This window comes from Rhodopseudomonas palustris, from assembly GCF_003226555.1.
Classification (GTDB): Bacteria; Pseudomonadota; Alphaproteobacteria; order Rhizobiales; family Xanthobacteraceae; genus Rhodopseudomonas; species Rhodopseudomonas palustris_I.
In genome coordinates this window covers 1,484,863-1,510,824 of record NZ_QKQS01000023.1, presented here as the reverse complement: position 1 = coordinate 1,510,824, position 25,962 = coordinate 1,484,863, and the positions used below count along the sequence as shown (strand labels likewise).

Annotated in this window: 32 protein-coding genes and 1 pseudogene; 9 read left to right on the top strand and 24 right to left on the bottom strand. The window is 64.9% G+C overall.

All coding sequences use genetic code 11. The features are described 5' to 3' along the window. The first annotated feature begins 263 nt into the window (after positions 1-263). The 5 genes from DNX69_RS19555 (at position 264) to DNX69_RS19535 (ending at position 2,850) form a co-directional block, all read left to right on the top strand. Complete coding sequence (locus DNX69_RS19555) at positions 264-647, top strand: AtpZ/AtpI family protein (protein WP_110787551.1); 384 nt, start codon at positions 264-266, stop codon at positions 645-647. Positions 648-719: 72 nt separating this feature from the next. Beyond that, positions 720-1,463 (top strand): F0F1 ATP synthase subunit A, encoded by a 744-nt coding sequence (locus DNX69_RS19550; RefSeq protein WP_110787550.1) that lies wholly within the window; start codon positions 720-722, stop codon positions 1,461-1,463. Between the two features lie 48 nt (positions 1,464-1,511). Beyond that, positions 1,512-1,739 carry a F0F1 ATP synthase subunit C gene (locus DNX69_RS19545; protein ID WP_009796340.1) on the top strand — a complete coding sequence of 76 codons (228 nt, stop codon included), beginning with the start codon at positions 1,512-1,514 and terminating at the stop codon, positions 1,737-1,739. A gap of 56 nt (positions 1,740-1,795) precedes the next feature. Then, on the top strand, positions 1,796-2,353 hold the full coding sequence (locus DNX69_RS19540) for a F0F1 ATP synthase subunit B (protein ID WP_110787549.1): 558 nt from the start codon (positions 1,796-1,798) through the stop codon (positions 2,351-2,353). A gap of 5 nt (positions 2,354-2,358) precedes the next feature. Further along, a complete protein-coding gene (locus DNX69_RS19535) occupies positions 2,359-2,850 on the top strand; it encodes an ATP F0F1 synthase subunit B (RefSeq protein WP_110787548.1) in 492 nt (163 codons plus the stop codon). Between the two features lie 114 nt (positions 2,851-2,964). Here the strand turns inward: DNX69_RS19535 and DNX69_RS19530 are convergent, their stop codons facing one another. From DNX69_RS19530 to coxB, 14 genes are all read right to left on the bottom strand, one after another. Then, a complete protein-coding gene (locus tag DNX69_RS19530; RefSeq protein ID WP_110787547.1) occupies positions 2,965-3,621 on the bottom strand; it encodes a hypothetical protein in 657 nt (218 codons plus the stop codon). A gap of 95 nt (positions 3,622-3,716) precedes the next feature. Next, positions 3,717-4,304 (bottom strand): GNAT family N-acetyltransferase, encoded by a 588-nt coding sequence (locus DNX69_RS19525; protein WP_110787546.1) that lies wholly within the window; start codon positions 4,302-4,304, stop codon positions 3,717-3,719. Between the two features lie 60 nt (positions 4,305-4,364). Continuing rightward, on the bottom strand, positions 4,365-5,654 hold the full coding sequence (locus DNX69_RS19520; protein ID WP_110787545.1) for a M16 family metallopeptidase: 1,290 nt from the start codon (positions 5,652-5,654) through the stop codon (positions 4,365-4,367). After that, positions 5,651-7,069, bottom strand: a complete 1,419-nt coding sequence (gene thrC / locus DNX69_RS19515; protein ID WP_165825281.1) for a threonine synthase — start codon at positions 7,067-7,069, stop codon at positions 5,651-5,653. The genes DNX69_RS19520 and thrC overlap by 4 nt, the downstream gene beginning before the upstream one ends. 291 nt (positions 7,070-7,360) lie before the next feature. Then, positions 7,361-7,471: a type II toxin-antitoxin system HicA family toxin gene (locus DNX69_RS26700; protein ID WP_234827027.1), complete on the bottom strand. Its 111-nt coding sequence runs from the start codon at positions 7,469-7,471 to the stop codon at positions 7,361-7,363. Positions 7,472-7,526: 55 nt separating this feature from the next. Next, a complete protein-coding gene (locus DNX69_RS19505; RefSeq protein ID WP_110787543.1) occupies positions 7,527-7,757 on the bottom strand; it encodes a type II toxin-antitoxin system HicB family antitoxin in 231 nt (76 codons plus the stop codon). Between the two features lie 90 nt (positions 7,758-7,847). Continuing rightward, positions 7,848-8,630: an SURF1 family protein gene (locus DNX69_RS19500; protein ID WP_110787542.1), complete on the bottom strand. Its 783-nt coding sequence runs from the start codon at positions 8,628-8,630 to the stop codon at positions 7,848-7,850. Continuing rightward, positions 8,627-9,022 (bottom strand): DUF983 domain-containing protein, encoded by a 396-nt coding sequence (locus tag DNX69_RS19495; protein ID WP_110787541.1) that lies wholly within the window; start codon positions 9,020-9,022, stop codon positions 8,627-8,629. Before DNX69_RS19495 ends, DNX69_RS19500 begins: the two co-directional genes overlap by 4 nt. Before the next feature lie 162 nt (positions 9,023-9,184). Beyond that, positions 9,185-10,039, bottom strand: coding sequence for a cytochrome c oxidase subunit 3 (locus DNX69_RS19490; protein WP_110787540.1), 855 nt, complete (start codon positions 10,037-10,039; stop codon positions 9,185-9,187). A gap of 72 nt (positions 10,040-10,111) precedes the next feature. Further along, the gene (locus tag DNX69_RS19485; protein ID WP_110787539.1) at positions 10,112-10,738 is read right to left on the bottom strand and encodes a cytochrome c oxidase assembly protein; all 627 of its coding nucleotides are present in this window, start codon (positions 10,736-10,738) and stop codon (positions 10,112-10,114) included. An 11-nt stretch (positions 10,739-10,749) separates the two neighbouring features. Next, complete coding sequence (locus tag DNX69_RS19480; protein ID WP_110787726.1) at positions 10,750-10,917, bottom strand: CoxF protein; 168 nt, start codon at positions 10,915-10,917, stop codon at positions 10,750-10,752. Between the two features lie 11 nt (positions 10,918-10,928). After that, positions 10,929-11,867 (bottom strand): heme o synthase, encoded by a 939-nt coding sequence (locus tag DNX69_RS19475; RefSeq protein ID WP_110787725.1) that lies wholly within the window; start codon positions 11,865-11,867, stop codon positions 10,929-10,931. A gap of 72 nt (positions 11,868-11,939) precedes the next feature. Further along, a complete protein-coding gene (gene ctaD, locus DNX69_RS19470; RefSeq protein ID WP_110787538.1) occupies positions 11,940-13,565 on the bottom strand; it encodes a cytochrome c oxidase subunit I in 1,626 nt (541 codons plus the stop codon). 68 nt (positions 13,566-13,633) lie between these two features. Then, entirely contained in the window at positions 13,634-14,491 is an 858-nt protein-coding gene (gene coxB, locus DNX69_RS19465) for a cytochrome c oxidase subunit II (RefSeq protein ID WP_110787537.1), read from the bottom strand. Between the two features lie 412 nt (positions 14,492-14,903). Between coxB and DNX69_RS19455 the strand changes: the two genes are divergently transcribed. Beyond that, positions 14,904-15,452, top strand: a complete 549-nt coding sequence (locus tag DNX69_RS19455) for an invasion associated locus B family protein (protein WP_110787535.1) — start codon at positions 14,904-14,906, stop codon at positions 15,450-15,452. A 230-nt stretch (positions 15,453-15,682) separates the two neighbouring features. Here the strand turns inward: DNX69_RS19455 and DNX69_RS19450 are convergent, their stop codons facing one another. The 4 genes and pseudogenes from DNX69_RS19450 to DNX69_RS19435 all read right to left on the bottom strand — a co-directional run bounded on the left by DNX69_RS19450 (position 15,683) and on the right by DNX69_RS19435 (position 17,323). Then, the gene (locus tag DNX69_RS19450) at positions 15,683-16,108 is read right to left on the bottom strand and encodes an organic hydroperoxide resistance protein (RefSeq protein ID WP_110787534.1); all 426 of its coding nucleotides are present in this window, start codon (positions 16,106-16,108) and stop codon (positions 15,683-15,685) included. Between the two features lie 124 nt (positions 16,109-16,232). After that, on the bottom strand, positions 16,233-16,703 hold the full coding sequence (locus DNX69_RS19445) for a MarR family winged helix-turn-helix transcriptional regulator (RefSeq protein ID WP_110787533.1): 471 nt from the start codon (positions 16,701-16,703) through the stop codon (positions 16,233-16,235). A 69-nt stretch (positions 16,704-16,772) separates the two neighbouring features. After that, positions 16,773-17,018 (bottom strand): annotated as a pseudogene (locus DNX69_RS26790) (DUF5615 family PIN-like protein); the annotation flags it as partial. A gap of 83 nt (positions 17,019-17,101) precedes the next feature. Then, positions 17,102-17,323 (bottom strand): DUF433 domain-containing protein, encoded by a 222-nt coding sequence (locus DNX69_RS19435; RefSeq protein ID WP_110787532.1) that lies wholly within the window; start codon positions 17,321-17,323, stop codon positions 17,102-17,104. A 122-nt stretch (positions 17,324-17,445) separates the two neighbouring features. Between DNX69_RS19435 and tldD the strand changes: the two genes are divergently transcribed. Further along, positions 17,446-18,873: a metalloprotease TldD gene (gene tldD, locus DNX69_RS19430; RefSeq protein WP_110787531.1), complete on the top strand. Its 1,428-nt coding sequence runs from the start codon at positions 17,446-17,448 to the stop codon at positions 18,871-18,873. Then, positions 18,870-19,640: a signal peptidase I gene (gene lepB, locus DNX69_RS19425; protein ID WP_110787530.1), complete on the top strand. Its 771-nt coding sequence runs from the start codon at positions 18,870-18,872 to the stop codon at positions 19,638-19,640. Before tldD ends, lepB begins: the two co-directional genes overlap by 4 nt. A 20-nt stretch (positions 19,641-19,660) precedes the next feature. Here the strand turns inward: lepB and DNX69_RS19420 are convergent, their stop codons facing one another. The 5 genes from DNX69_RS19420 to DNX69_RS19400 all read right to left on the bottom strand — a co-directional run bounded on the left by DNX69_RS19420 (position 19,661) and on the right by DNX69_RS19400 (position 23,520). Then, entirely contained in the window at positions 19,661-20,377 is a 717-nt protein-coding gene (locus DNX69_RS19420) for a cytochrome c biogenesis CcdA family protein (RefSeq protein WP_110787529.1), read from the bottom strand. A 4-nt stretch (positions 20,378-20,381) separates the two neighbouring features. Then, positions 20,382-20,792, bottom strand: coding sequence for a thioredoxin family protein (locus DNX69_RS19415; protein ID WP_110787528.1), 411 nt, complete (start codon positions 20,790-20,792; stop codon positions 20,382-20,384). Positions 20,793-20,867: 75 nt separating this feature from the next. Further along, a complete protein-coding gene (locus DNX69_RS19410; protein ID WP_110787527.1) occupies positions 20,868-21,419 on the bottom strand; it encodes a PAN domain-containing protein in 552 nt (183 codons plus the stop codon). Between the two features lie 145 nt (positions 21,420-21,564). Further along, entirely contained in the window at positions 21,565-22,935 is a 1,371-nt protein-coding gene (locus DNX69_RS19405; RefSeq protein WP_110787526.1) for a glutamate--cysteine ligase, read from the bottom strand. A 93-nt stretch (positions 22,936-23,028) separates the two neighbouring features. Then, entirely contained in the window at positions 23,029-23,520 is a 492-nt protein-coding gene (locus tag DNX69_RS19400; RefSeq protein ID WP_110787724.1) for a MarR family winged helix-turn-helix transcriptional regulator, read from the bottom strand. Between the two features lie 122 nt (positions 23,521-23,642). On the opposite strand from DNX69_RS19400, the gene gstA reads away from it, so the two are divergent. After that, positions 23,643-24,257 (top strand): glutathione transferase GstA, encoded by a 615-nt coding sequence (gene gstA, locus DNX69_RS19395; protein ID WP_110787525.1) that lies wholly within the window; start codon positions 23,643-23,645, stop codon positions 24,255-24,257. 58 nt (positions 24,258-24,315) lie between these two features. Here the strand turns inward: gstA and DNX69_RS19390 are convergent, their stop codons facing one another. After that, entirely contained in the window at positions 24,316-25,944 is a 1,629-nt protein-coding gene (locus DNX69_RS19390) for a hypothetical protein (RefSeq protein WP_133256029.1), read from the bottom strand. Between the last annotated feature and the right edge of the window lie 18 nt (positions 25,945-25,962).

Genomic DNA, 25,962 nt, shown 5'->3' with positions numbered 1-25,962 from the left:
AACGGATCGCTGGAAGCGGAAGGCATCGGATCAGAGCCATTCGCACCATGCAAGCCGGATCATGGCGCAGCGCCGCAAATGCACTGCGGACAAGTTATCGCATCGACTCGCAGATCATCAATAAAATCAGCCAAAACAACGCTGTAAGTGGCTGCGACCGAATCTTGACTTGCCTACAGGCGGTCAGTATGGTCCGCGCGGCTTTTAAGGGTCTCTGGGGCGTTATTTCATCGTTAGCGGCAGCTAGTTCGGGTCTCCACGACATGGCGGACGACACGCACGACAGCAGCAGGCGACCGCATGAAACGCGCGACGGATCACCCGAGGAGGCCGCGCTTTCCGCAAGGCTCGGAAGCCTGGAACAACGGCTCACCCATTCTCGGGAAAGCCGGAAACTCCAGTCGGACCAATCCGGAACAGGAAGTGAAGACGGACCTGCCAGAGCCTCGGCGATGGCACTCGGTTTTCGGCTTTCCTCGGAACTGGTCGCGGGCGTTGCCGGCGGGGCATTGCTAGGCTGGGGTATCGACCGTTTGTTGTCGATTTCGCCTTGGGGTCTCATCGTGTTCGTGCTGCTCGGCTTCATCGCCGGTGTGGTGAACGTGGTGCGGTCGGCAGGCGTGGTTCAGAAGCCGACAATGCACTGACGTCGAGGCGCAGCCAGACGATTGATGTCATTGAGCCGGCGATAACCCGGCGGGACCGAGAGAAGCGGGCGGATGGTCGATCCGATTCACCAATTCAATATCCAGAAGATCTTCACGATCGGCCATATCGGCAATCAGGAGATCGCGTTCACCAATTCCTCGGCGTACATGTTCGCCGCGGTGGCGCTGATCGGCATTCTGATGCTGGCCCCCGGCCGTAAGCTGGTGCCCGGCCGGTTCCAATCGATGGCCGAACTCTCCTATGAGTTCGTCGCCAACACGATCCGATCGACGGCCGGCAAGGAAGGCATGAAGTTCTTCCCGCTGGTGTTCACGCTTTTCATGTTCATCTGCGTGTCCAACCTGGTCGGCATCATTCCCTACACCTTCACGGTTTCCAGCCACCTGATCGTCACCGCCGCGCTGGCGCTGCTGGTGTTCTTGACCGTGGTGATCTACGGCTTCGCCAAGAACGGCCTGAAGTTCTTCAAGCTGTTCGTGCCGTCCGGAATTCCGATCTTCGTGCTGCCGCTGGTGGTCTTCATCGAAGTGTTCTCGTTCTTCCTGCGGCCGATTTCGCATTCGGTTCGTCTGTTCGCGAACATGCTCGCCGGCCACATCGCCCTCAAGGTGTTCGCGAGCTTCATCCCGCTGCTCGCCGGCATCGGGATCGCCGGCTGGTTCGGCGCCACGCTGCCCCTGATCATGGTGATCGCGCTCACCGCCCTGGAAATCCTGGTGGCTTTCCTGCAGGCCTACGTGTTCGCCATTCTGACTTGCATCTATCTCAACGATGCGATGCATCCGGGCCACTGAGCCTGACCACCGACGTCTACAACCAAACCCCAACAGGAGTTCGTTAACATGGATCCGATTGCCGCGAAGTACATTGGCGCTGGTATTGCCTGCATCGGCATGGGTGGCGCCGGCGCTGGCGTGGGCATCATCTTCGGCAACTACCTCGCCGCTGCGGTGCGCAATCCCTCGGCCGCTCAGGGCCAGTTCGGCAACCTGATTTTCGGCTTCGCGGTGACCGAAGCGCTCGGCATCTTCTCGCTGCTGATCGCCCTGCTGCTGCTGTTCGCCCTCTAAGATCCAAAATCCGGTCCTGACCCTTCGGGTCGCGACCGGCCGAACAGGAGAAGCCCGTGGCTGAAGGTCATGGCGATGCCAAGGGCACCACTGCCCATACGCAAGCCGACGCCCATGGACACGCTGCGTTTCCGCCGTTCGACCAGAGCACTTTTGCGTCGCAATTGGTGTCTCTGGCGATCGCGTTCGTCGCGCTCTACCTGATCGTTTCCAAGATCGCACTGCCGCGCGTCGGCGGTGTGATCGAAGAGCGGCAGAAGACCGTCGACGGCGATCTGGCGGCCGCGCAGAAGCTGAAGGGCGAGGCGGACGACGCGCTGAAGGCCTATGAGGCCGAACTCGCCGACGCCCGCGCCCGGGCCCAGGCGATCGGTGCGGAGACCCGCGAAAAGCTCAATGCGCAGGCGGAAGCCGAGCGCAAGACGCTGGAAGAACGGCTGGCGGCGAAGCTCGCCGACGCCGAGAAGACCATCGCTGCAACTCGGACTGCGGCAATGGGTAACGTGCGCAACATCGCGTCGGACGCCGCCTCGGCGATCGTCCAGCAGCTTGCCGGCGTCACGCCGGACGGCAAGGCGGTGGACAGCGCAGTCGACGCTTCGTTGAAGGGTTGAGGCTGATGGCAATCTTCGCAGAAGCAGAGACCTGGGTCGCCGTTGCGTTCGTCATCCTGCTCGGCGTGTTCGCCTATTTCGGCGTGCACCGCACCGTGCTGCAGGCGTTGGACAAGCGTCGCGACCGGATCAAGGCGGAGCTCGACGAAGCGCGCAAGCTGAAGGACGAGGCTGCCAAGCTGCTCGCCGACTACCGGGCGCGCCGCGCCTCGGCCGAACGCGAAGCTCAGGCGATCGTCGACAGCGCCAAGGCCGATGCCGAACGGATCGCAGCGGAAGCCAAGGCCAAGCTGGAAGACTTTGTCGCTCGCCGCACCAAGACCGCGGAGAGCAAGATCGCCCTCGCCGAAGCCCAGGCGCTCGCCGACGTTCGCGCGGCGGCTGCCGAAGCTGCGGTTGCGGCGGCCTCGCGGATCCTCTCTGAATCGGTCAAGGGCAACCTCGCCGACGAGCTGCTCAGCAAGGGCATCCAGGAAGTCCGCGGCAAGCTCAACTGAGCTAACGCCTTTTTCCAGAACAAACCAAAAAAGGCCGGCGCGAGCGATCGCGCCGGCCTTTTGTTTTCTCGGTGACATCGGATCGGCGCCGCCGCCGTTCCTGACGAGGTTCGGCTATCTCCGCTTGCGGGACCGCGGCTCCGGCTTCAGCGCCTGAGGATCGAAGCCGATATAGAACACGTAGGCATCGTTGGCGGCGACCGACGGCGCCGGATAGGCGACGTCCTCGGCCACTAGGCTGAACGGCACACTGCCGTCGGGCTGCATCGAAACCGTCGTCCGATACGCCTTGGTGAAGATCGTCTTCGGCGACACGCCTTCCTGCACCACGGCGATGCGCAGCGGCACGTCGACGGAGGTCGGTGCGCCCGCCGGGCCGGCGATGATCCGGCCCTGAATGCCGATCTTGGCGGTGATGACACCGGAATTGAGATTGCATTCGCGCGCGGTGCGGCTGATCACCGCCTGATAGCGCAGATCAGCACCGCTAGCTTCCTTGCCCGGCAGGCCGACCGCATAAGTCGAGGCGCCGGAGCGCACCGTCACCGACGGACAGGTCAGCTGGCTTTCGACCGGCGGACCATTGGTGACGGTCGGCGACGGCTCCTGGTCGGACGAGCCGCCGAACAGGCTTTTGAAGCGATCGGTGAACGATTGCGACGACGCCGGCGTCGCCGCCAGCACTGTGCCGCAGATCGCCACCGCCACCGTGACCCGCGCCGCCCGCGAGGTCCGGTACCGCGTCGGCACCCGTTCAATCTCCTGAGCCATTCATTCCACCCGGCATTGCCATCGTTTCGTCGGCCGGGGTTATAGCAAAGCAATGCCGGCGAACCAAAGGCGCAGGCGATTCGGAATGGGACGAATCAGCCGCGGAAATCCTCGTGCAGAAGGCCGAACAACAGATGGTCCTGCCAGACGCCGTTGATGCACAGATAGCGCCGCGCCAGCCCCTCCCGGGTGAAGCCGCATTTCTCCAGCACCCGGATCGACGGGGAGTTGGTCGGGATGCAGGCGGCCTCGACACGATGCAGGTTGAGTTCGCCGAACAGCGTCGGCAGCAGCACCCGTAACGCAGCCGTCATATACCCTTGATGGGCGAACGGCTGGCCGATCCAATAGCCGATCGTGCCGGCTTGCACGATGCCGCGACGGACATTCGCCAGGGTGACTCCGCCGACTAGCTGCTGGTCCTGCTCGCGAAACACCAGAAACGGATAGGAACGATCGGCGGAAATGTCCTCGGCGTAGCGCCGCAGTCGGCGGCGAAAGCCGGCACGGGTCAAATCGTCCGACGGCCAGATCGGCTCCCACGGCGTCAGATAGGCCCGACTGTACTCACGCAGTTCGGCCCATTGCGGGAAATCCGCCATCTGCGGCGAGCGCAGCAGCAACCCGTTGCCGCGCGGCGCCAGAGCAGCAGGGCCGACGGAGGGCATACGAAACAGCGCCATGGCGGCACTCCCGACCCGCAAAATCGGCGGGCCACGAACGCCGCAACCCGCGGCGTCAGATCAATGATAGGACGTCTTGGACTTGGATTGTGTCAAGCCTTCAGCAAAGCCGGCAGCTCTGTCGAGACCGCGGCCGCTGCCCAGCGCCACCACGGCGGGCCGGCTGCGCGACAACAGCGTACGCCCCGCCTCGCGCGCGGTGTCGACGGTGACGGCATCGATCCGTCCGACCAGTTCGTCGACCGGCAACGGCCGGCCATAAGCGAGGATGTGGCGGGCGAGCTGCTCGGCACGCGACGAGCAGCTTTCGAGCGCCATCAGCAGGCCGGCCTTCATCTGCGCTTTTGCCCGCGCGATTTCGGCTTCGGTCAGGGTATCGACCGCGTCGTTGATGACGTCGACGATCACCTCCATCATCTCCGGCGCATCCGCCGGATCCGTGCCGGTGTAGAGGCCGAAGAAGCCGGTGTCGCTGTAGGGCGCGTGGAAGGTGTAGATCGAGTAGCACAGCCCGCGCTTCTCCCGCACCTCCTGGAACAGCCGCGACGACATTCCGCCGCCGAGAATGTTGGTGAAGACCTGCATGCTGAACAGCGACGGATCGGACTGCGGCAGCCCCTCCAGCGCCAGCGTCAGATGCGCCTGCTCGAGGTCGCGATGCACCACGCGCGCGCCGCCCGCGCCGAACATCGCCGGCTGCGGCTTGGGCGCCGGGTTGGCGTCGAAACTGGCGAAGCGATGCGCGACTTCCTCGACGATGCGGGCGTGATCGACCGCGCCCGCCGCCGCCACCACCATGTCGGGCCCACGATAATGCGTCGACAGGTAGGACTGCAGCTTCTCGCGGCTGAAGCTCTTCAGCGTCTTGGCGGTGCCGAGCAGCGAACGTCCGATCGGCTGCTCCGGGTAGCAAAGCTCGTTGAGATATTCGAACACGACGTCGTCGGGGGTGTCCTGGGCGGCACCAATCTCCTGCACGATCACGCTCTTCTCGCGCTCGAGCTCTTCGGCCTCGAACGACGGATTGGCGAGAATGTCCGACAGCACATCGAGCGCCAGCGGCACGTCGGCCTTCATCACCCGCGCGTAATACGCTGTGGTCTCGGTCGAAGTGCCGGCGTTGAGATCGCCGCCCACCGCCTCGATCTCCTCGGCGATCTCGCGCGAGGTGCGGCGCGTGGTGCCCTTGAACGCCATGTGTTCGAGCAGATGCGAGATGCCGTGCTCGTCCGGCTTCTCATCGCGGCCGCCGACGCCGGTCCAGACCCCGAGCGCCGCGGTCTCGAGATGCGGCATGGTGTCGGTGACGACCGTGAGGCCGGAGGGCAGCTTGCTGACTTCCACGGTCATCCGGCGACTCCTTGCTTGGCGGCGCGGCTCACCGCCAGCACATGATGTTCGATCGCCACCTGATCACGCGGCATGATCTTGATCGATTCGGGCTTGCTCATCAGCCCGTCGAGCCAGGCCGGCAGCCCGGGCCGGATGCCGCAGGCGGCTTCGACGGCGTCCGGGAACTTGGCCGCATGGGCCGTCGACAGCACGATGTTCGGCACGCTCGAATCGGTGGTGTCGCGGTCGGCCACCGCGAGCGCGACCGCGGTGTGCGGGTCGATCAGATCGCCCGCCTCGCGCCAGGCGGCACGGATCGCCGATTCGGTCTCCGCTTCATCGGCACGCCCGGCGTCGAACTCGTCGCGGATCGCGGCCAGCACCGCATCCGGCAGCACGAAACGGCCGGACTGAGACAGCGAGCCCATCAGTGAGCGGATCAGCGCAGCGTCGCGGCCGGAGGCCTCGAACAGCAACCGCTCGAAATTCGAAGACACCTGGATGTCCATCGACGGCGAGGTGGTGGCGTGGACCTCGCGGACCTCGTAGATGCCGGTCTTCAGCGTGCGCGCCAGGATGTCGTTGACGTTGGCGGCGATCTTCAGCCGCCGCACCGGCAGGCCCATCTTCTTGGCGACATAGCCGGCGAAGATGTCGCCGAAATTGCCGGTCGGCACGGTGAAGTCGACCAGCCGGTTCGGCGCACCGAGCGCCACCGCGCTGGTGAAATAGTACACCACCTGCGCGACGATCCGGGCCCAGTTGATCGAGTTGACGCCGGACAGCGCCACCTGATCGCGGAATTTGTGGTGGTTGAACAGCCCCTTCACGATCGCCTGGCAATCGTCGAAATGGCCTTCGATCGCCAACGGATGCACGTTCGGCGCGCCGGACGTGGTCATCATCATCCGCTGCACGTCGGAGATCCGGCCGTGCGGAAACAGCACGATGAGGTCGACATTGTTCAGGTTGGCGAAAGCATCGACCGCGGCGCCGCCGGTGTCGCCGGAGGTCGCTACCACGATGGTGGTGCGCTGCTTGCGCTTCTCCAGCACGTGATCCATCAGCCGCGACAGCAGCTGCATCGCCACGTCCTTGAACGCCAGCGTCGGGCCGTGGAACAGCTCGAGCACGAACTGGCTCGGACCGGTCTGGCGCAGCGGCACCACCGCCGGGTGGCGGAAGGTGGCATAGGCCTCGTTGGCCATGCGGCCGAGCTCGGCGTCGGAAATCTCGCCGGCGACGAACGGCCGGATCACCTCGACGGCGACCTCCCAATATGGCCGGCCGAACAGGCTGGTGATTGTGTCGGGGGTGAGCTGCGGCCAGACTTCGGGAATATACAGCCCGCCGTCACGGGCGAGCCCGGTCAGCATCACGTCACAAAAGCCGAGGCGCGGGGCGTCGCCCCGGGTCGAAACATAGGTCGTCAAGGGTGCCTCCAAAGGCCCGGCCCAACGCCCAAGCCTTTGATATTGATCGAGTTCAGTCTCACGCGTGGGTGAAATCGGCCTCACCATAAAGGAGTTTGAGGCGCAGGGGAAATCACTCCCATCGCAGAAGTCCTCGATCGCCCGATCAGGCGGGGCAGCACGATACCGTCGCTGCACGTCGCATCCGATGCATCATGTGCGCTGGTTTGGCGATACGACTTCAAAGAACCTCAGTGAACTCGTCCACCGTCAGGCCGGTTTGCCGGATAAGCGATCGCAGTGTACCGGGCTTCAGGTCACGTCTGCATGGACTGGAACGGTCACGGTGCGCGCCGGATCGCCCGGATATACCAGAACATAGTGACTGCCGACGATCCGATCGACGACAAAACCCGTTCTCATGAGCGCCTGAATTACCCGCCTGCCGTTGACGACCGGTAGCCGGCCGCCGACCATGTCAGGCGGCCACCGTCACGTGGCGAATTTCGGGATGCGCATCGGATGGAGGCGCCCTTCCTTGATCCCGCCTGTAGGCGAGGACTGCACGGATCGCCTCCTCGGCATTGGCGAGCGCTTCCTGCTCGGTGTCGCCCTCGGTCACCACCTCCGGCAGCGCCGGGACGAGCACAGTGAAGCCGCCCCCTTCCTGGGGCTCGAGAATGACCGAGTAGCTGTAGCTTGACGGCATGAGGTGGCTCCTGGACCCACAAGGGCTGAACCGGACCAGCGCTTCCGTACGATCCTACACGATCCGCCGAAGCCCGGCCAAGCCGCCGCGTCAACCGACCGCTGCGGCGGAGCGCCGGCTCTGCCCGAACAGCCAGACCACGAATGCGATCGTCACCGCCAGCGCCAGCCCGAACCAGGTGATGGCGTATTGCAGATGGTTGTCGCGCAGATGCACGCCCAGCGGCCCGGGCTTCGGCACGCCGCTGGCGGGCACCGGCGCTTCCAAATCGACGTAGAACGGCGCCAGTTCGGCCGGCCGGTCCCAGCCGAGCGCGACGGCCATCGCCGGTACGTCGCGGGTGAACCAGAGCCGCTTGTCGACGTTCGGCGAAGCGGTGAACAGGCCGGGGTGCTCGGGAAACCGCAAATAGCCGGTCAGCGTCGCCGGCTCGCCGGTGAGCAGCGGCGCGATCGCGCGATCCTCGGTGCCGCGCTGCTGCATGGTGTTGGGGACGAAGCCGGTATTGATCACCACGGTGCGCCCGTCCGGCAGCCGCGCCGGCAGGAATGCCCAGGTGCCGGGGCCGGCGACGTCGTCGCGCACCGCCGAGCCGGACGAATACACCATCGCGTCGGGTAGCTTCAGATAGGTCGCGGTGAAGCGGACGCGACGGAATTCGTGATGGACCGGATCGAGCGACGGCCAGTCGCGCGCGACCGGCAGCGCCACCGGCTCGGCCGCAAGCCGCTCGTGCAGCGCCGCGATCAGCCGGTGCTTCTCGTCGCGGCGCTGCAATTGCCAGACCCCGAGCGACAGCAGCACCGCCACCATCGTCAGCGCAATCAGGCTCATCCCGGCGGTGCCGCGCCGGTGCGCCGCGGCCGAGGTCATTCCTGCTCGCGGTCGACCAAGCGACCTTCCCGCGCCTTGTGGTGGAATTGCAGCGCGATCAACGCCGCCTTGATCGAACGCAGCGGCAGCAGCGTCGTGATCAGCACCAAGGGCAGCCAGAGTGCCGCATGCACCCAGTACGGCGGCTGATATTTGACTTCGACGATCAGCGCACACAGCACCACGATCGCGCCGCCGACCAGGATGGTGAACACCGCTGCGCCGTCGCCCACATCGGTGAAGCTGAAATCAAGGTCGCACACCTCACAACGCGGCGCCAGCGTCAGGAAGCCGGCGTACAACCGTCCCTCACCGCAGCGCGGACAGCGGCAGGCAATGCCGCGTAGCGCGGTTTGCAGGACGGAGGGAGCCTGATCGATCCGCTCCGTCATTGCGAGCCGAAGGCGAAGCAATCCAGGGCCCGGTGCATGGCGCTCCTGGATTGCTTCGTCGCTTCGCTCCTCGCAATAACGGATTGGTGCAAGCTCATCATCGTGCAGCCTTGAAAGCACGGAGGGCGACCGCGCCGGCCGCTCCCCGCGGATCGGTCGAGCTCAGCCGCCGTGTGCCATCGTCGAGGCTCCATGGCCCCAGACGTAGATGCAGACGAACAGGAACAGCCAGACCACGTCGACAAAGTGCCAGTACCAAGCGGCGAACTCGAATCCGAGATGCTGCTTCGGCGTGAAGTGCCCCGCATAGGCGCGGATCAGGCACACCAGCAGGAAGATGGTGCCGACCAGCACGTGGAAGCCGTGGAAGCCGGTCGCCATAAAGAAGGTCGCGCCGTAGACGTTGCCGGCAAACGAGAACGTGGCGTGGCTGTACTCGTAGACCTGGACGCAGGAGAACGTCGCGCCGAGCAGGATAGTGAAGATCAGCCCCTGTTTCAGGCCTTTGCGATCGTTATGCAGCAGGGCGTGATGGGCCCAGGTGACGGTGGTGCCGGAGGTCAGCAGGATCAGCGTGTTGAGCAGCGGCAGATGCCACGGGTCGAAGGTCTCGATCCCCTTCGGCGGCCATACCCCGCCGAACAGCTCGGCGCGGACGGCGTGGACCGGATCGGCCGGGAACAGCGCTGCATTGAAATAGGCCCAGAACCAGGCGACGAAGAACATCACCTCGGAGGCGATGAACAGGATCATGCCGTAGCGATGGCTGAGCTGCACCACGCGGGTGTGGTCGTGCTGATACTGCGCCTCGCGGATGACGTCGCTCCACCAGCTCGCCATGGTGTAGAGCACGCCGATGACGCCGACGCCGAATACGATCGGCGCGCCCTGGTACATCTGGTGCATCCACGACACCGCGCCGAGCGCCATGACGAACGCCGACACCGAGCCGACGAACGGCCAGGGGCTCGGATCGACGAGATGATAGTCGTGGTGCTTGACGTGCGCCGTGGCCATGGTCGCTCTCCGTTTCGATCCCCCCGGGATGCCGATGCTTAATCCCGGCTGTTCTTGTTGCAGCGTTTCCTGTCAGAGATTGCCTTTGCGCGGCACCGGATCGCTCGAAGCCACCGGCTTCGGCGCCGGATCGCGCACCGGGTAGTAGGTGTAGGACAGAGTGATGGTCTTGACGGTGTCGTTCTCCGAATCGGCGGCGAACGCCGGATCGATGTAGAACACCACCGGCATGTCGCGGCTTTCACCGGCCGCCAATGTCTGCTCGGTGAAGCAGAAGCAGTTGATCTTGGTGAAGTAGGATCCGACGGTCAGCGGCGTGACATTGTAGGCCGCCTGCCCGGTGGTGGCGTGTTTGGAGAGGTTGGTGACCCGGTAGTAGATCGTCACCACCTTGCCGATCGGGACCTCGATCTCACGCTGCTCGGGCTCGAATTTCCATGGCAGACCGTTGACGTTGGAATCGAAACCGACCGTAACGGTCCGGGAGAGCGGCGCGGCGCTTGGCGCCGCGCGCGCCACCTGCGTGGTGCCGTTGAATCCGGTCGTCCGGCAGAACCAATTGTAGAACGGCACCGCGGCAAACGACGCGCCGACCATCAGCGCGACCACGAGGCCGCACACCGCCGCCACCATCGTGTCGCGTCCGAGCCCGCGACGTGGCGCGGGCGGCTGCGGAGCTTGCGAGAGCGGCGGTGACATCGGCTTCTCCCTCACATCGGCCGCTGCAGCACCGCCGGCCCTTTGACCAGGGTGACCGCGAAGAACAGCACCACCAGCACACCGAGCGCCACCGCAATCGCGATCGAACGCTCGCGCTGGCGTTTCTTCTGGGCCTCGGTGAGAACGACGCCGGGCGGCTGCTTGTGACCTGGCTCCATCGCGTCCTCCGTCATCCGATCAGCCGCAAAACCGCCGCGGCAACGACCTCGACCAGGAGAATCGCAAACAGTGCGAACAGATACAGGATCGAGAACTTGAACAGATTGCGGGTCGCGCGCAGCGCGGCGCTGCCGGAGCGATGGCGATACACCCGCACCGCCAGCATCAGCATCCAGCCGCCGAGCGCGAGCGACGCGACGCCGTAGATCGCACCGAAGTAGCCGAGCGGCCACGGCGCGGCCGCCACTGCGACCAGCGCCACGGTGTAGAGCAGGATCTGCAGCCGCGTGTGATCCGGGCCGGCGACGACCGGCAGCATCGGCACGCCGGCGCGGGCGTAGTCGTCGTTGCGGAACAGCGCCAACGCCCAGAAATGCGGCGGGGTCCAGAAGAAGATGATCAGGAACAGCAGGATCGGCTCGACCGCGAGCGATCCGGTGACCGAGGCCCAGGCCACCACCGGCGGCAGCGCGCCGGCGGCGCCGCCGATCACGATGTTCTGCGCGGTCCAGCGCTTCAGCCACATCGTATAGATCACGACGTAGAAGAAGATGGTGAAGGCGAGCAGCGCGGCAGCAACCCAATTCACCAGGATGCCGAGCGTCACCACCGAGAAGAACGCCAGCGTCATGCCGAAGGTCAGCGCCTCGGGTCGCGTCACCCGGCCGCGCGGAATCGGCCGGTTGGCGGTGCGCGTCATCTTGGCGTCGATGTCATCCTCGTACCACATGTTCAGCGCACCGGCCGCGCCGCCGCCGACCGCGATGCAGATGACCGCGGTGATCGCCAGCACCGGATGAAAACTGCCGGGAGCCATCAGCAGGCCGACCAGCGCGGTGAACACCACCAGGGACATCACCCGCGGTTTCAGCAGCGCGATGTAGTCGGCAACTCCGGCTTCGGAAATCCGGGGCGCAAGCGGGATCGGATTGGCATCGATAACCGACAAGGTCTCACCTTTCGTTTCGGACTGCATCCGCAGTCGCAACAGCGGCGGCGGATGCAGGTTCCTTCACCGGTCTTACCGGACCTGTGGCAGCACCTCGAACTGATGGAACGGCGGCGGCGACGACAGCGTCCATTCCAACGTGGTCGCACCGGCGCCCCACGGATTGTGCGCCGCGCGCTCCTTGCGGATGAAGGCGAGCGTCATTCCGTAGAGGAATACCAGGACGGCGAAGCCGGAGATGTAGGAGCCGATCGACGACACCAGATTCCAGCCGGCGAAGGCATCCGGATAGTCGACGTAGCGCCGCGGCATCCCCGACAGGCCGAGGAAGTGCTGCGGGAAGAACACCATGTTGACGCCGATGAAGGTCAGCCAGAAATGCAGCTTGCCGATCGTCTCGTTGTACATGTAGCCGGCCATCTTCGGGAACCAGTAGTACCAGCCCGCGAAGATGGCGAACACCGCGCCGAGCGACAGCACGTAATGGAAGTGCGCGACGACGTAGTAGGTGTCCTGCAGCACCCGGTCGACGCCGGCATTGGCCAGCACCACGCCGGTGACGCCGCCGACGGTGAACAGGAAGATGAAGCCCACCGCCCACAGCATCGGCGTCTTGAATTCGATCGAACCGCCCCACATCGTGGCGATCCAGGAGAACACCTTCACACCGGTCGGCACCGCGATCACCATGGTGGCGGCGACGAAATAGGCCTGCGTCGTGCTCGACATGCCGACAGTGTACATGTGGTGCGCCCACACCACGAAGCCGATCACGCCGATCGCCACCATCGCGTAGGCCATGCCGAGATAGCCGAATACCGGCTTCTTGGAGAAGGTCGACACGATCTGGCTGATCATGCCGAAGCCCGGCAGGATCAGGATGTAGACTTCTGGGTGACCGAAGAACCAGAACAAGTGCTGGAACAGCAGCGGATCGCCGCCGCCTTCGGCCGAGAAGAAAGTCGTTCCAAAGTTGCGGTCGGTCAGCAGCATGGTGATGGCGCCGGCGAGCACCGGCAGCGACAGCAGCAACAGGAACGCAGTGATCAGCACCGACCACACGAACAGCGGCATCTTGTGCAGGGTCATGCCCGGCGCCCGCATGTTGAAGATGGTGGTGATGAAGTTGATCGCGCCGAGAATCGACGATGCACCGGCCAGATGCAGCGCCAGGATCGCAAAGTCGACCGCGGGGCCAGGGTGCCCTGTTGTCGACAGCGGCGCATACATCGTCCAGCCGGTCCCGACGCCGTTCGACGACGGCTCGCCCTCCACAAAAGTGGAAATGATCAGCAGCGTGAACGCCGCCGGCAGCAGCCAGAACGAGATATTGTTCATGCGCGGGAACGCCATGTCCGGCGCACCGATCATCAGCGGCACAAACCAGTTGCCAAACCCGCCGATCATCGCCGGCATCACCATGAAGAAGATCATGATCAGGCCGTGCGAGGTGACGAACACGTTGTAGGTGTGAGAATTGTGGAAGATCTGAACGCCGGGGTACATCAGCTCGACCCGGATCGCGATCGACATCACGCCGCCGATGATGCCGGCCATCACCGCGAACACCAGGTACATGGTGCCGATATCTTTGTGGTTGGTCGAGTACAGATAGCGTCGCCATCCGGTCGGGTGCGTGTGCGCATGATCGTCGTGCGCGTGATCGGAATGAGCGACCCTTGCAGCTTCCATTGCCATCTTCAGATCCTGACTTGAAAACCTTGGAGCCTGCGGCTCCCGTTCGACGTCTTACGATCCCGCCGCGCTCAGCGCGTGGCGGCAGCGGCTGAGGCGTAGGATGTGTCACGCATGCGCGAGGCGACCTGTTGCTTCTTCTTCCAGGCCTGATACTCCTGCTCGTTCACCACATGGACGACGATCGGCATGAACGCGTGGTCGCGGCCACACAGTTCGGAGCACTGTCCGTAATAGCGGCCTTCCTTGGTGGCCTTGAACCAGGCTTCGTTGAGCCGGCCGGGGATGGCGTCGATCTTCACGCCGAACGAAGGGACCGCCCAGGAATGGATCACGTCGGCAGCCGTGGTCTGGATCCGCACCACCTTGTCGACCGGCACCACCATCTCGTTGTCGACACCGAGCAGACGAGGCGGCGCCGGATTCATCTTGGCCCTCTCTTCGTCGGTCAGCATGATCGAGGTGAACTCGATCTTGTCGTCCGGATAAGTGTAGGTCCAGTTCCACTGGTTGCCGGTGGCCTTGACGGTGAGGTCCGGCTTCGGAATGTCGAGCTCAAGAAACAACAAACGGAACGACGGCACCGCGACTGCGACCAGGATCAGCACCGGCACAATCGTCCAGGCCACTTCGATCAGCGTGTGGTGAGTGGTTTTGGACGGGACCGGGTTGGCCTTGGCGTTGAACTTCACCACCACGATCACCAGCAGCGCCAGCACGAAGAGCGTGATCAGAGTGACCAGCCACAGCAAGAAGCTGTGAAACCAGACGATGTTTTCCATGACCGGAGAGGCGGGCTGCTGGAGGGTGACCTCCCACGGGGCGGGCTGTCCCATCTCGGCGAAGGCAGTCCCGCCGACCGCTGCCGCACAACAGGCGATCGCCAACCCCAGCGACCACTGGCCGATTCGCTCCTTCGACATTCTCATGCCGCCGCGCTCCCTATACCTGCTCACAGCAAGCCCGCCGTATTCGGCGTGACAGGCCGTTCAGTTTTTGTCGCGTCCGGCACAAAAGCGTAGCCTAAGTGCGAACGCTTCTTATTCTACTTTTGAAACACAATTCAGCGCGCCTCGCAATGAGGATTGAGATAAGCTCGCGTAAACAACCGGTGCTTCCTGATCGGCAACGGCATCACGTGTCTCGCGGCGCTGACGCGCTCACGAAGGAATGTGCGGTCGGCTTGACAGATGCTGGCCTCGCTGTAGGCAAAGCACCCGAACGTCACGGAAGCCTGATTCGCCGGCGCGCGAGCTGCCTTCATGGCGCCGTCATTGGCGGTCAGTCGGAACCCGCCACACATCGCATCGTTCACCCGTTACGACCTCGGAAACACCTCTGATGGGCTTTGCCAGACTTTCGCCGTTTCTTGCCCCAAGCCGACGTGCCGCCACCGGCGCCCTGCTTACGGTCGGCGTATTGGCGCTGACCGCACTGGCAGGCAGCGGGAGTGTTGCCGCCCAAGGCGCAGTCCGATCGGTGCATGGCGACTGGCAGATCCGCTGCGACACCCCGCCCGGCGCCAAGGCCGAGCAATGCGCGCTGATCCAGAGCGTGGTCGCGGAGGATCGCTCCAACGCCGGCCTCACCGTGATCATCCTCAAGACCGCCGATCAGAAGAGCAAGCTGATGCGCGTGGTGGCGCCGCTTGGCGTGCTGCTGCCGTCGGGCCTCGGTCTCAAGCTCGACAACGCCGACATCGGCCGCGCCGGCTTCGTGCGCTGCCTCCCGAACGGCTGCGTCGCCGAGGTGGTGATGGACGACAAGCTTCTCGCCCAGCTCCGCAGCGCCAAGACTGCGACCTTCATCATCTTCGAAACGCCGGAAGAAGGCATCGGCTTCCCGCTCAGCCTCAACGGCCTCGGCGAAGGCTACGACAAGCTGCCTTAGGCGGGTCTTGCGCGAGAACGGCTGTTTAACGCAAGCGTCCTTGTACTTCGCAATAACCCGGCGAACAGAATAATGCTGTCGTCCCCCGCGCATGCGGGCGACCCAGTATCGCAGAGCTTCCGTGGCAAGCGCGCGGCGAACCAACAAGCGCCCTGGAATACTGGGTCGCCCGCGTCCGCGGGCGATGACGTCAGCGTTGGCAACGGCCGCCTTGGCGAGGCGGCGCGGCCTCAAACCAGCGTCAACGTCACATCGATATTGCCGCGGGTAGCGTTGGAATATGGGCAGACGATATGGGCGCGATCGACCAGCGTCTGCGCCTGCTCGCGGTCCATGCCGGGCAGGCTGATCTTCAGCTCCACCTCGATGCCGAAGCCGGTCGGGATCGGACCGATGCCGACCACCCCGGTGACGCTGACATCCTTCGGGATCGGCAGCTTGTCGCGGCCGGCGACGAACTTCATCGCGCCGAGGAAGCAGGCCGAATAGCCGACCGCGAACAACTGCTCCGGATTGGTGCCGGCGCCGCCTCCGCCGCCGAGCTCCTTCGGCGTCGTGAGCGCGACATCGAGATGGCCATCGCTGCTAACGCCGCGTCCGTCGCGGCCTCCGGTGGCAGTGGCGGTGGCGCGGTAGAGAACTTTCTCGACTGACATGGTGTGGTCCTTCTCGGGTTGAGGGTCTTGGAAAAATCCGGCGATCGATTTACATCGTTCGCATAATTATCGTGCGCGATATTTTTTGCGCCGTTTGTCGATTTGTCCGGCCGCCCTTTCCGCATCAGGCGGCCTGAAACAACTTGGATCGGAGCTTGGTCAGCTTGTCACGCAGCTCGACGATGTCGTCGAGCGAACCGCCCATCGCGGTGCCAAGACAGTCCGGCACGTGCTTGAGCTGCTGGCGCAGCGCCCGTCCCTCATCGGTAAGGCCGACGATCACCTGCCGCTCGTCCTCGGCCGACCGCCGCCGGCTGATCAGCCCGCGCGTCTCCAGCCGCTTCAGCAGCGGAGTCAGCGTGGTCGTCTCGAGATAGAGCTGCTCGCAGATCTCAGACACGTTGATCTGGTCTCTCTCCCACAGCACCAGCATCACCAGATATTGCGGATAGGTCAGGTCGAACTCGCGCAGCAGGCTGCGATACACCTTGTTGACCCCGAGCAGCGTCGAATACAGCGCGAAGCAGAGCTGGTTCTCGAGCTTCTGCTTGTCCGCCGATCGCGGCGCGCGTGACGATGTCTGGGGCGATTTCATGGAGGGTGATTTATATCGCGCACGATACAATGTCAACCAACCCATCAAACTCAAAACTCGGTCTTTGCGCTAATAGATTTCCAGACAGACGGCATCATCGGCCTCGAACTCCGCAATCAAACCGGAATGGGTTCGAAGCAACAACGCGATTGCGGCGCGCGACCCATTTCCTGAGCGCACCCAAATAACTTTCGGCGGCGGCCCCAGCAGCATCGCCATGTCGGAAAAATCCGCGTCCTTGGAAACGATCGTCAGCTGATTGGCCCGAGCGAAACTCCATATCGTCCGATCGTCTGCCACCGTCAGGCCGACATCGCGAACGTGGCACGATCACGGGAAAAGATCGGAGACGTCTCGACAGAGCTTGAAGCTGAGGTTCTGGTCGAACAGCAGCTTCATTACGAAGCCGTGATGAGCCGCCGTTCACGATCCGCCGCATACGCGAGCGCCGCACGGATGTCCTGTTGGGTCAGCTCCGGGAAATCGGAGATAATCTCTTCCGGCGTCTGGCCATCTGCCAGCCAGCCGAGCACATCCGCGACCGCAATTCGCATATGGCGAATGCAAGGCCGACCGCCGCGCTTCCCCGGCTCGATGGTGATGATCTCCCGGTAATCCATCTGAACACCATAGCATGCTTTTTCGGTGGGGCGCAGGCGCCGCTCCCAAATCCGCCAACCCCTCGCAGAACCAGGTCAGACCACCTATGTTGTGCCCCGAACAACTTCGGGAACAGGACCTCATGACCAACCCAGCCCAGACCTCGCTCATCGACCGCGCCAATCTCGATCGCGACGAAGTGAGGCGCGAGATCGCGCGGGGGCTTGCGGGCGCCGATGATGGCGAGCTGTTTCTCGAATACAGCCAGACCGAGGCGCTGGCGTTCGACAATGGCCGGCTGAAGCAGGCGACCTACGACACCGCGCAGGGCTTCGGTTTACGCGCCGTTAAGGACGACGCGGTCGGCTATGCGCACTCCTCCGACGTGTCGCTGCCGGCGCTGATCCGCGCCGCGGACGCGGTCGCGGCCGTGCGCGGCGATTACAGCGGCAGCCTGTCGGTCGCGCCGCCGCACACCAATGTGCGGCTGTACGGCGACGACAATCCACTCGACGCGCCCGGCTTCGAGGCCAAGGTCAAGCTGCTCGGCGAGATCGACGCCTATATCCGCGACAAGGACCCGCGGGTGCGGCAGGTGTCGGTGTCGGTCGGCGCCACCTGGCAGGTGGTCGAGATCCTGCGCCCCGACGGCGAAAGCTATCGCGACATCCGCCCCTTGGTGCGGGTCAACGTCTCAGTCGTCGCCGGCCAGGGTGACCGTCAGGAGAGCGGCTCGAAGGGCTATGGGGGCCGTGAACCCTATGCGCGCTTCATCGAGACCAAGGCATGGCGCGACGCCGCAGACGGCGCGCTGCGCGAAGCGCTGGTCAATCTGGAATCGGTCCCGGCGCCCGCCGGCGAGATGGACGTGGTGCTCGGCCCGGGCTGGCCCGGTGTGATGCTGCACGAGGCGGTCGGTCACGGCCTCGAAGGCGACTTCAACCGCAAGAAGACTTCAGCCTTCGCGGGCCTGCTCGGCCAGCAGGTTGCCGCCAAGGGCGTCACCGTGGTCGACGACGGCACCATCTCGGCGCGGCGCGGTTCGCTGTCGATCGACGACGAAGGCACCCCGACCAGCCGCACCGTGCTGATCGAGGACGGCATTCTCACCGGCTACATGCAGGATCGCCAGAATGCCCGGCTGATGGGCATGAAGCCAACCGGCAACGGCCGCCGGCAGTCCTACGCCCACGTGCCGATGCCGCGGATGACCAACACCTACATGCTGGCCGGCCAGCGTGATCCGGCCGAAATCCTCGCCTCGGTGAAGAACGGCATCTACGCGGTGAACTTCGGCGGCGGTCAGGTCGACATCACGTCAGGCAAATACGTGTTCCAGTGCACCGAGGCCTACCGGATCGAGAACGGCAAGATCGGCGCACCGCTGAAGGGCGCGATGCTGATCGGCAACGGCCCGACCGATTTGCACCGCATTTCCATGATCGGAAGCGACATGCAGCTCGACGACGGCATCGGCACCTGCGGCAAGAACGGCCAGGGCGTGCCGGTGGGTGTCGGTCAGCCGACGCTGCGCATGGATCGGATTACGGTCGGAGGCACCGGCGGATGACGACGAAGACGGAGACGGCCGCGAGCACCGCGCGGCGCTGGGGCTCGCAGCTGACGCAGCTCGCCGCGGTGGTGGCGATCGTGCTGGTCGGCAAGGCTGCCCTCGCCGAACCGTTCTACGTGCCGTCGGGCTCGATGGAGCCGACGCTGCTGATCGGCGACGCGCTGCTCGCCTCGAAATATCCTTACGGCTATTCGAGCGCATCGCTGCCGATCCATGTCGCGTTTCCGGAGACCGGCCGGCTGTTCGGCTCGGCCCCGCACCGCGGCGACGTCGTGGTGTTCCGCTGGCCGGGCGACCGCTCGCAGGTCTGGGTCAAGCGGGTGATCGGCCTTCCCGGAGATCGGGTCCAGATCGACGGCGGCCGGGTGTTCATCAACGGCGAAGCCGCCAAGGTGACGCCCGACGGGACCGGCCGCGCCGAGGACGACAGCGGCTCCTACGAGACCGCCGCACGTTATATCGAAACCCTGCCCGGCGGCGTCGCCCACCCGATCTTCAAGCTGTACGACAACGGCCGGCTCGACAACACGCCGGAAGTGACGGTGCCGCCGGGTCATCTCTTCGTGATGGGCGACAATCGCGACAACTCCTCCGACAGTCGCGTCCCAGTGCGCGACGGCGGCGTCGGCCTGCTGCCGATCGACGATCTGGTCGGCCGGGTCGATGCCATCGTCGGCTCATGGAATCCCGGCGTCCGCCGCCAGCCGATCACCGACTGGTTGTCGGGCTTCCGGGTGGCGCGGTTCTTCACCTCGGTGCACTGAGGGCGGGCCTCGGCGCGCTGTCAGAACCGCGTCGTCAGATCGGTGAGCCAGTCCGGCGAGGCCGCGACCAACGCAGCCTCGATCTGCTTGTCGACCCCAGTCACGATCGCAACACCGATCGCGATGAAGGCGACGCCGAGCACCGCCTTGCCGAGCTTACCGGCCGACAACAGCCGCCCCCGGATCGCCATCAGGCTCGCCCGCGACAACAGGCCGAGCGCGATCAGCGGCAGCGCGGCGCCGATTCCGAACGCGGCCATGGTCAACGCCACCATCGGAAGATCGCGGCCTTGCGAAGCGAGCAGCGATGCCGCCCCGAGCGTCGGCCCGACGCAAGGTGACCACACCGCCCCGAGCAGCAGGCCGATGCCGAATTGCCCTGCGAGACCCGCGCCTGCGGTCTGGCCGAAATACTGATCCGCCCAACTCGACATCGGAGCGCCGGCGGCGGCGAGCCGCATCTGCGCCGCCGGAACCAGCAGCACCACACCGAGCGCGATCATCGTCACCGCTGCCGCAGCCCGAAAGAAGCCGGCGTCGAGGCCGAGGCTGAAGCCCGCCACCGCAACCAGCAGCCCGATCAGCGTGAACGACAGCGCCAGCCCACCCGCCAGGGCCAGCGGCCCATGGCGATGCTGCGCCACCGCGGCGCCAAGTACGATCGGCACCAGCGGCAGCACGCAGGGCGACAGGATCGACAGCAGCCCGGCAACGAAGGCCAGCGCCAGCGCGGTCACGGCGTCACAGCGCCTTGGCGAGCAACGATGCGATCGAGGCTTCCTTGGTGTCGCCGACCGAACGCCCCTTTTCGGCGGCGCCGTTGAACACGATCAGGGTCGACTGCATGGTGGCGCCGAACTGCTTCACCACGTCCTTCTGGCCGTCGAAATCGACCCGGAAGACCTTCAGCTTGGCGAATTTCGGATCAGCAGTGAGGCGCTGGATGATCGGCGTCTGCGCCTTGCAGGTCGGGCACCAATCGGCGTGAATCTCGATCAGCACCGGCTCACCGGCAGACTGCGCCGCCTTGAAAGCCGCCGGAGTGTAGGGACTGGCGGTCGACGCCAGCGCCGCCGACAGCGGCAGCAGCGCGGCGACGGCGGCCGCCAGCACGGCGCGGTTGAAGCTCTTTCGGGTGATGGTCGGCGACATGGCGTAGTCCTCCGTTGCGCAAGCGCAGGGCCGCTTCGGCCGCGCGCAACAGATACGCCGGGGCAAGCCGGGATGTTACCTGACCACGCCCGAAATAAACCCGGGCTTCCGCCGCGGCGGCTTGATGTGGCTCTTCAGGAAGCAGCGCGCGTTGCGCCCGACATAGCCCGGGCGGGCGTAGGTCCAGGCCCGGCATTTGTGCTCGTCGACGCAGGCAGCCTTGCAGGCCTCGTCGCCTTCGCCCTGCTTCAACTCGAAATTACGGTAGTCGCCGCCGTAACGATCGATCGAGACCTCGTTGGAATCGTTGCGTGGCTCCAGCACCCCGGCGCCACGGACACCCGAGACGCAGCAGGAGCTCGGCGTCCGGGGCGGTACCGTGCTCTTCAGCCAGCACATCGCCCCGTCCTCGGGCGAGCGCGGATAGCTGAAGGTCCACGACCGGCAACGCTTGTCGCGCTCGCACATCAGTCCGCATTCGGCCGGATCACCGCTGGTCACCGGCGTGCGCAGATAGTCGCCGCCGATCCGGTCGAAGTTCGCCTGTGCCCACGACGCATGCGGCGACAGCGTCGCCGCTGCCACGGCGAGCACGAGCCAACACGCCCTGAGCAGGCCGCTTCGCATTCACACTTGCTTTCGCGTTAGGCTCGGAATCCCGGCCGATGAAACTCTGCCGATCCGGAGCGCAGCCCCAAGCCCTCATCTGACGGCTGACAACCTGTATGGGGGATGAACGGCGCGGACCAGCGTGGCCTTGGTCCGCCAGCGTTCAGAACGCGTATTCGTCGTAGGCCGGCTCCACCGAGCCGCGCCAGACGCCATGATACTTCTCGAGCATTTCTTCGGCCGGCGTGCGACCGCTGTCGAGGATGTGGTCGAGCGGCGCCAGATGCCGCGATTCATCGAGGCCGGAACCGTCGATCCGCCCGCGGCGGCGCAGCCCAGCATGCGCCAGCACCAAGCAATCCTTGGCAACCTCGAACAGGAAGCGGTTGCCGATCTTCGCTTTGAAGCCGAGCCGTGGCACCTCGTCCCGCAGCACCTGGCGCTCCTCGGCGGTCCAGCCTTTGACCATGTCCCAGGCAGCATCAAGGCTGGCGTCATCGTACAAAAGGCCGACCCAGAACGCCGGCAGGGCGGTCAGCCGACCCCATGGCTGGCCGTCGGCGCCGCGCATTTCGAGATACCGCTTCAGCCGCACCTCGGGGAAGATCGTCGACAGATGGTTGGCCCAGTCCGACAGCGTCGGACGCTGCCCCGGCAGCATGTCGTTGTTGCCGTCGAAGAAGTCGCGGAACGAAGATCCGGCGACGTCGATGTAGTCGTCACCGCGCTTGACGAAATACATCGGCACATCGAGCGCGTAGTCGACCCAGCGCTCGAACCCCATGCCGTCCTCGAACGCCCAGGGCAGCATGCCGGAGCGATCATTGTCGGTGTCGCGCCAGATCTCGGAGCGGAACGACAGCAGGCCGTTCGGCTTGCCCTCGGTGAACGGCGAATTCGCGAACAGCGCGGTGGCGACCGGCTGCAGCGCCAGCGACACCCGCAGCTTCTTGACCATGTCGGCTTCGGAGGAGAAGTCGAGATTGGTCTGCACCGTGCAGGTCCGGTACATCATGTCGAGGCCGTAGGAGCCGACCTTCGGCATGTAGTTGGTCATGATCTTGTAGCGGCCCTTCGGCATCACCGGGATGTCGCTGCGCGACCACGACGGCGTCAGACCGAGGCCGAGGAAGCCGATGCCGAGCGGGGTGGCGACCTCCCGGACCTGGGAAAGATGCGCCATCAGTTCGGCATGGGTCTGGTGCACGGTCTCCACCGGCGCGCCGGACAGTTCGAACTGTCCACCCGGCTCCAGCGAGATCGCACCGCCGCCGGTCACGTCGTGCAGCCCGATGATGTGCGGCCCCTCCATGATCGGCTCCCAACCGAGCAGGATTTGCATACCGTCGAGCAGAGCGCCGATGCCGCGCGCGCCCTCGTAGGGCACCGGGTGATGCCCTTCCAGCGTGAACGGGGTCTTCTCGTGCTCGGTGCCGATACGGAATTCGGCCGGCGATTTTACGCCCGCTTCCAGCCACGCGACCAGTTCGTCGCGCGAATTCAGCGGGGTCATATCGAGTTGGTCACGCGCCATGGGCAGTCCGGAAGAAGCGCGCGAGATCGGGCGACGCCAGGTGGTGGAAACCGCGGCGGGAAGCAACCGCGAACGCGAAGCGAGAGTCGTTTATCATCGCGAGACTGCGGTGTCTCGCGCATCGAGCGCAGCGGCAGAGCCGTCACACGAGCAGCCGAGCCGGTCGAGCAGCCCGCACAAATCGGCGGCGTCGGCATCGGACAATTTCGAACCGACGTGCTTTTCGATCGCCGCCGAATAGGCGGTCCACATCCTCTTTTGCAACTCGCGCCCCGCCTCGGTGATTTCGACGAACTGGCCGCGCTTGTCGCTGCGACATTCACGGCGCACCGCCAGGCCCTCGTCGACCAGCCGGTCGACCAGGCGCGAGGTGGAGTATTGCGGGATCAGCATCTGCTTTTCGAGCTCGACCGGGCGCATCTCTCCGCCCGGCGCGCGCGCCAGTTCGAGCAGCGCGTCGTACCACGCCAGCGGCGGGAAGCCCGCCTTTTTCAGATCCTGTTCGACAGCGTCCAACACCCGGCTCCGGACCCGCATCAGGCGGACCCAGGCGGCAGTCGCCTCGGTCGACGGCTTGCGTTTCATCGACTCGTCCATCCGCGGCGACTGTAGCGCAGTGTATGCAGGTGCATCAATCTTGACTTGCCCATGCACCGGCATTTAATCGCCCGCGGCCGCAAATCCAATCCCACCCCGAGGAACCGCCCATGAAGCTGTATTATTCGCCCGGCGCCTGTTCATTGTCGCCGCATATCGCCCTCAGCGAAGCCGGCCTGCCGTTCGACCTGGTCAAGGTCGACATCCGGGCCAAGAAGCTGGAGACCGGCGACGACTACGGCGCGATCAACCCGAAGGGCTCGGTGCCGGCGCTCGGCCTCGACGACGGATCGGTGCTGACCGAGGGCCCGGCGATCGTGCAGTTCATCGCCGACCAGGAAGGCTCCGGCAAGCTGGCGCCGAAGGCCGGGACGATGGAGCGTTACCGGCTGCAGGAATGGCTGAACTACATCTCGACCGACCTGCACAAGAGCTTCGGCCCGCTGTTCGCCCCGACACTGAACGACGAGGCGAAGACCTTCTTCAAGGACCGCATCGCCCGCCACCTCGGCTACGTCGACAAGCAGCTCGCCGGCAAAGACTACCTGATGGGCTCCTCGTTCACGGTGGCCGACGGCTATCTGTTCGTGATCCTGAGCTGGTGCGACCGGATGAAGATCGACCTTACCCCCTACCCCAACCTCGCCGCCTTCAAGGCCCGCGTCGCGGCGCGGCCGAAGGTGCAGGAAGCCATGCAGCGGGAAGGCCTGCTACAGAAGGCGTGAGATTGGCGGCGACCGGAGGGCCGTTCCATCATCGGGCTCTCCGGATCGTCGACCGATTCTAGTCGGTGACCCGCCAGAAGCTGACACCGAGACCGAGCGTGCGCGGCGGCAATGTCAGAACACCCATGGAATCGACCTGCGCGGTGAATCGTTCGACGCGCTGCAGGTCCGGAGGCGGGTGGCTCGGGAGCGCCAGAAAGGCCTGCAGATTGCTGGTCCGGGCATCGATCAGATAGCGCTCGATGGTGACCTCGCGGCCGGCGAACGGCAGCCGGCGCAGCTCGACGGTGAAATCCTGCGCCGTGTCGTTGAAGTCGGGATTGTAGTTGAAGACGAGGACACCGGCGGAATTCGCATCGCTGGAGGCGATGGCGCCGATATCCGGGTTGCTCTCCGACAAACCCGATACCGGCCTGCGCGCCCCCGACATCATCGCGACCATCTGGAAGACGTTGGCTGGTGGCTTCGGGTGATACACGCCGTCGAGCTTGTGCACCAGACTGGCGATTGCGATCGATCCGGTTGCGGCTTGGCCAACTGCGTCGGTGTACTGCAAATACGAACCCAGCGCGATCTTGCTGGCAACGGCTTCGGCCAGGAACGCCGCCGCCCAGGCCGCGCCCTTATGCGAATAATTGATGTCGGTGGTTTCGTCGGCTCGGGGGCCCCACTCCGACACGAACAGATTGACCTCACCGCGCCCGACCGCCGCCAATTTCTCGCGTAGCCGCGTCGCAACGTATCTCAACGACGTGGTGGGACCATCCCAGCCGTTGCGAAAATCGCCATAATAGTGGAACGAGACGTAGTTCAGCGCCGACACGTTGAACTGCCCCCCGGCGGCGTTCGGATCGAACATCTGTGCGATGAATTGTTCCTCCAGCGTCGGCCGTTCGGTGCGGGTCGCCGGGTCCTCCGCCGATCGAAAGCTGTTGCCGGCAAACGCCGGCCCGGCGACCGCAATCGTCCTGCCCGGGTAGTTCGACATCAACGGCTGATCGGCCAGGACATCGGCGACGGCGTCGCAGTAGATCTTCTGCATCGGCGCGATGTTTCGGGTCAGGCGGCGCGGGTCGCCCGGAAACGGATAGCCACCGGTGCCCCAGATCTCCGGGTATGCGAGATCGTAGGTGGCCGGGTCGATCCACCACAACGCGCGCCCCCACGGCCCCAGCGGCAGATAGCCGAGCACGACCGGGTTGGCGACCGCCGAACAGGACGTGCCGCATTGGGCGAACCAGGCGAGCCAATCCTGGTAGTGCAAAGGCGTTTCGTCGGCGACGTCGAGCTCGTTGCTGACTTCGAACGTCACGGACGCGGCACCGCCGTCGAACGCCCGTTTCACCACATATCTGACGAGCTGCCGGGCGTAGGACTTGTAGCGGTCGACGATGGCCTGCGGCCAGGTTTCTCCCGGGCCGTAGGCAACGAAGCTGGCCGGCATGTGCAAGGCGAGCGGAACATGCAGCGAAAGCCCGTTCTGAACAGCCCAGTCGATCTGAGACGTCAGGTTGTCCCACGTGCCGGGCGGGCTCGGCATGAAGTTTCCGGCGACGTCGAGGTCGCTGTAGACGTCGGCGTGGAGAATCCGCATCCGCTTCATCTTCAGGTCGGCGAGTATCGGGCCGATCGGCGCCAGCGAGGCGAAATCATGGGGCGCATGAGCGCCCTGGAAAATGCTCTTCACGACCGCAAGATCGTCTCC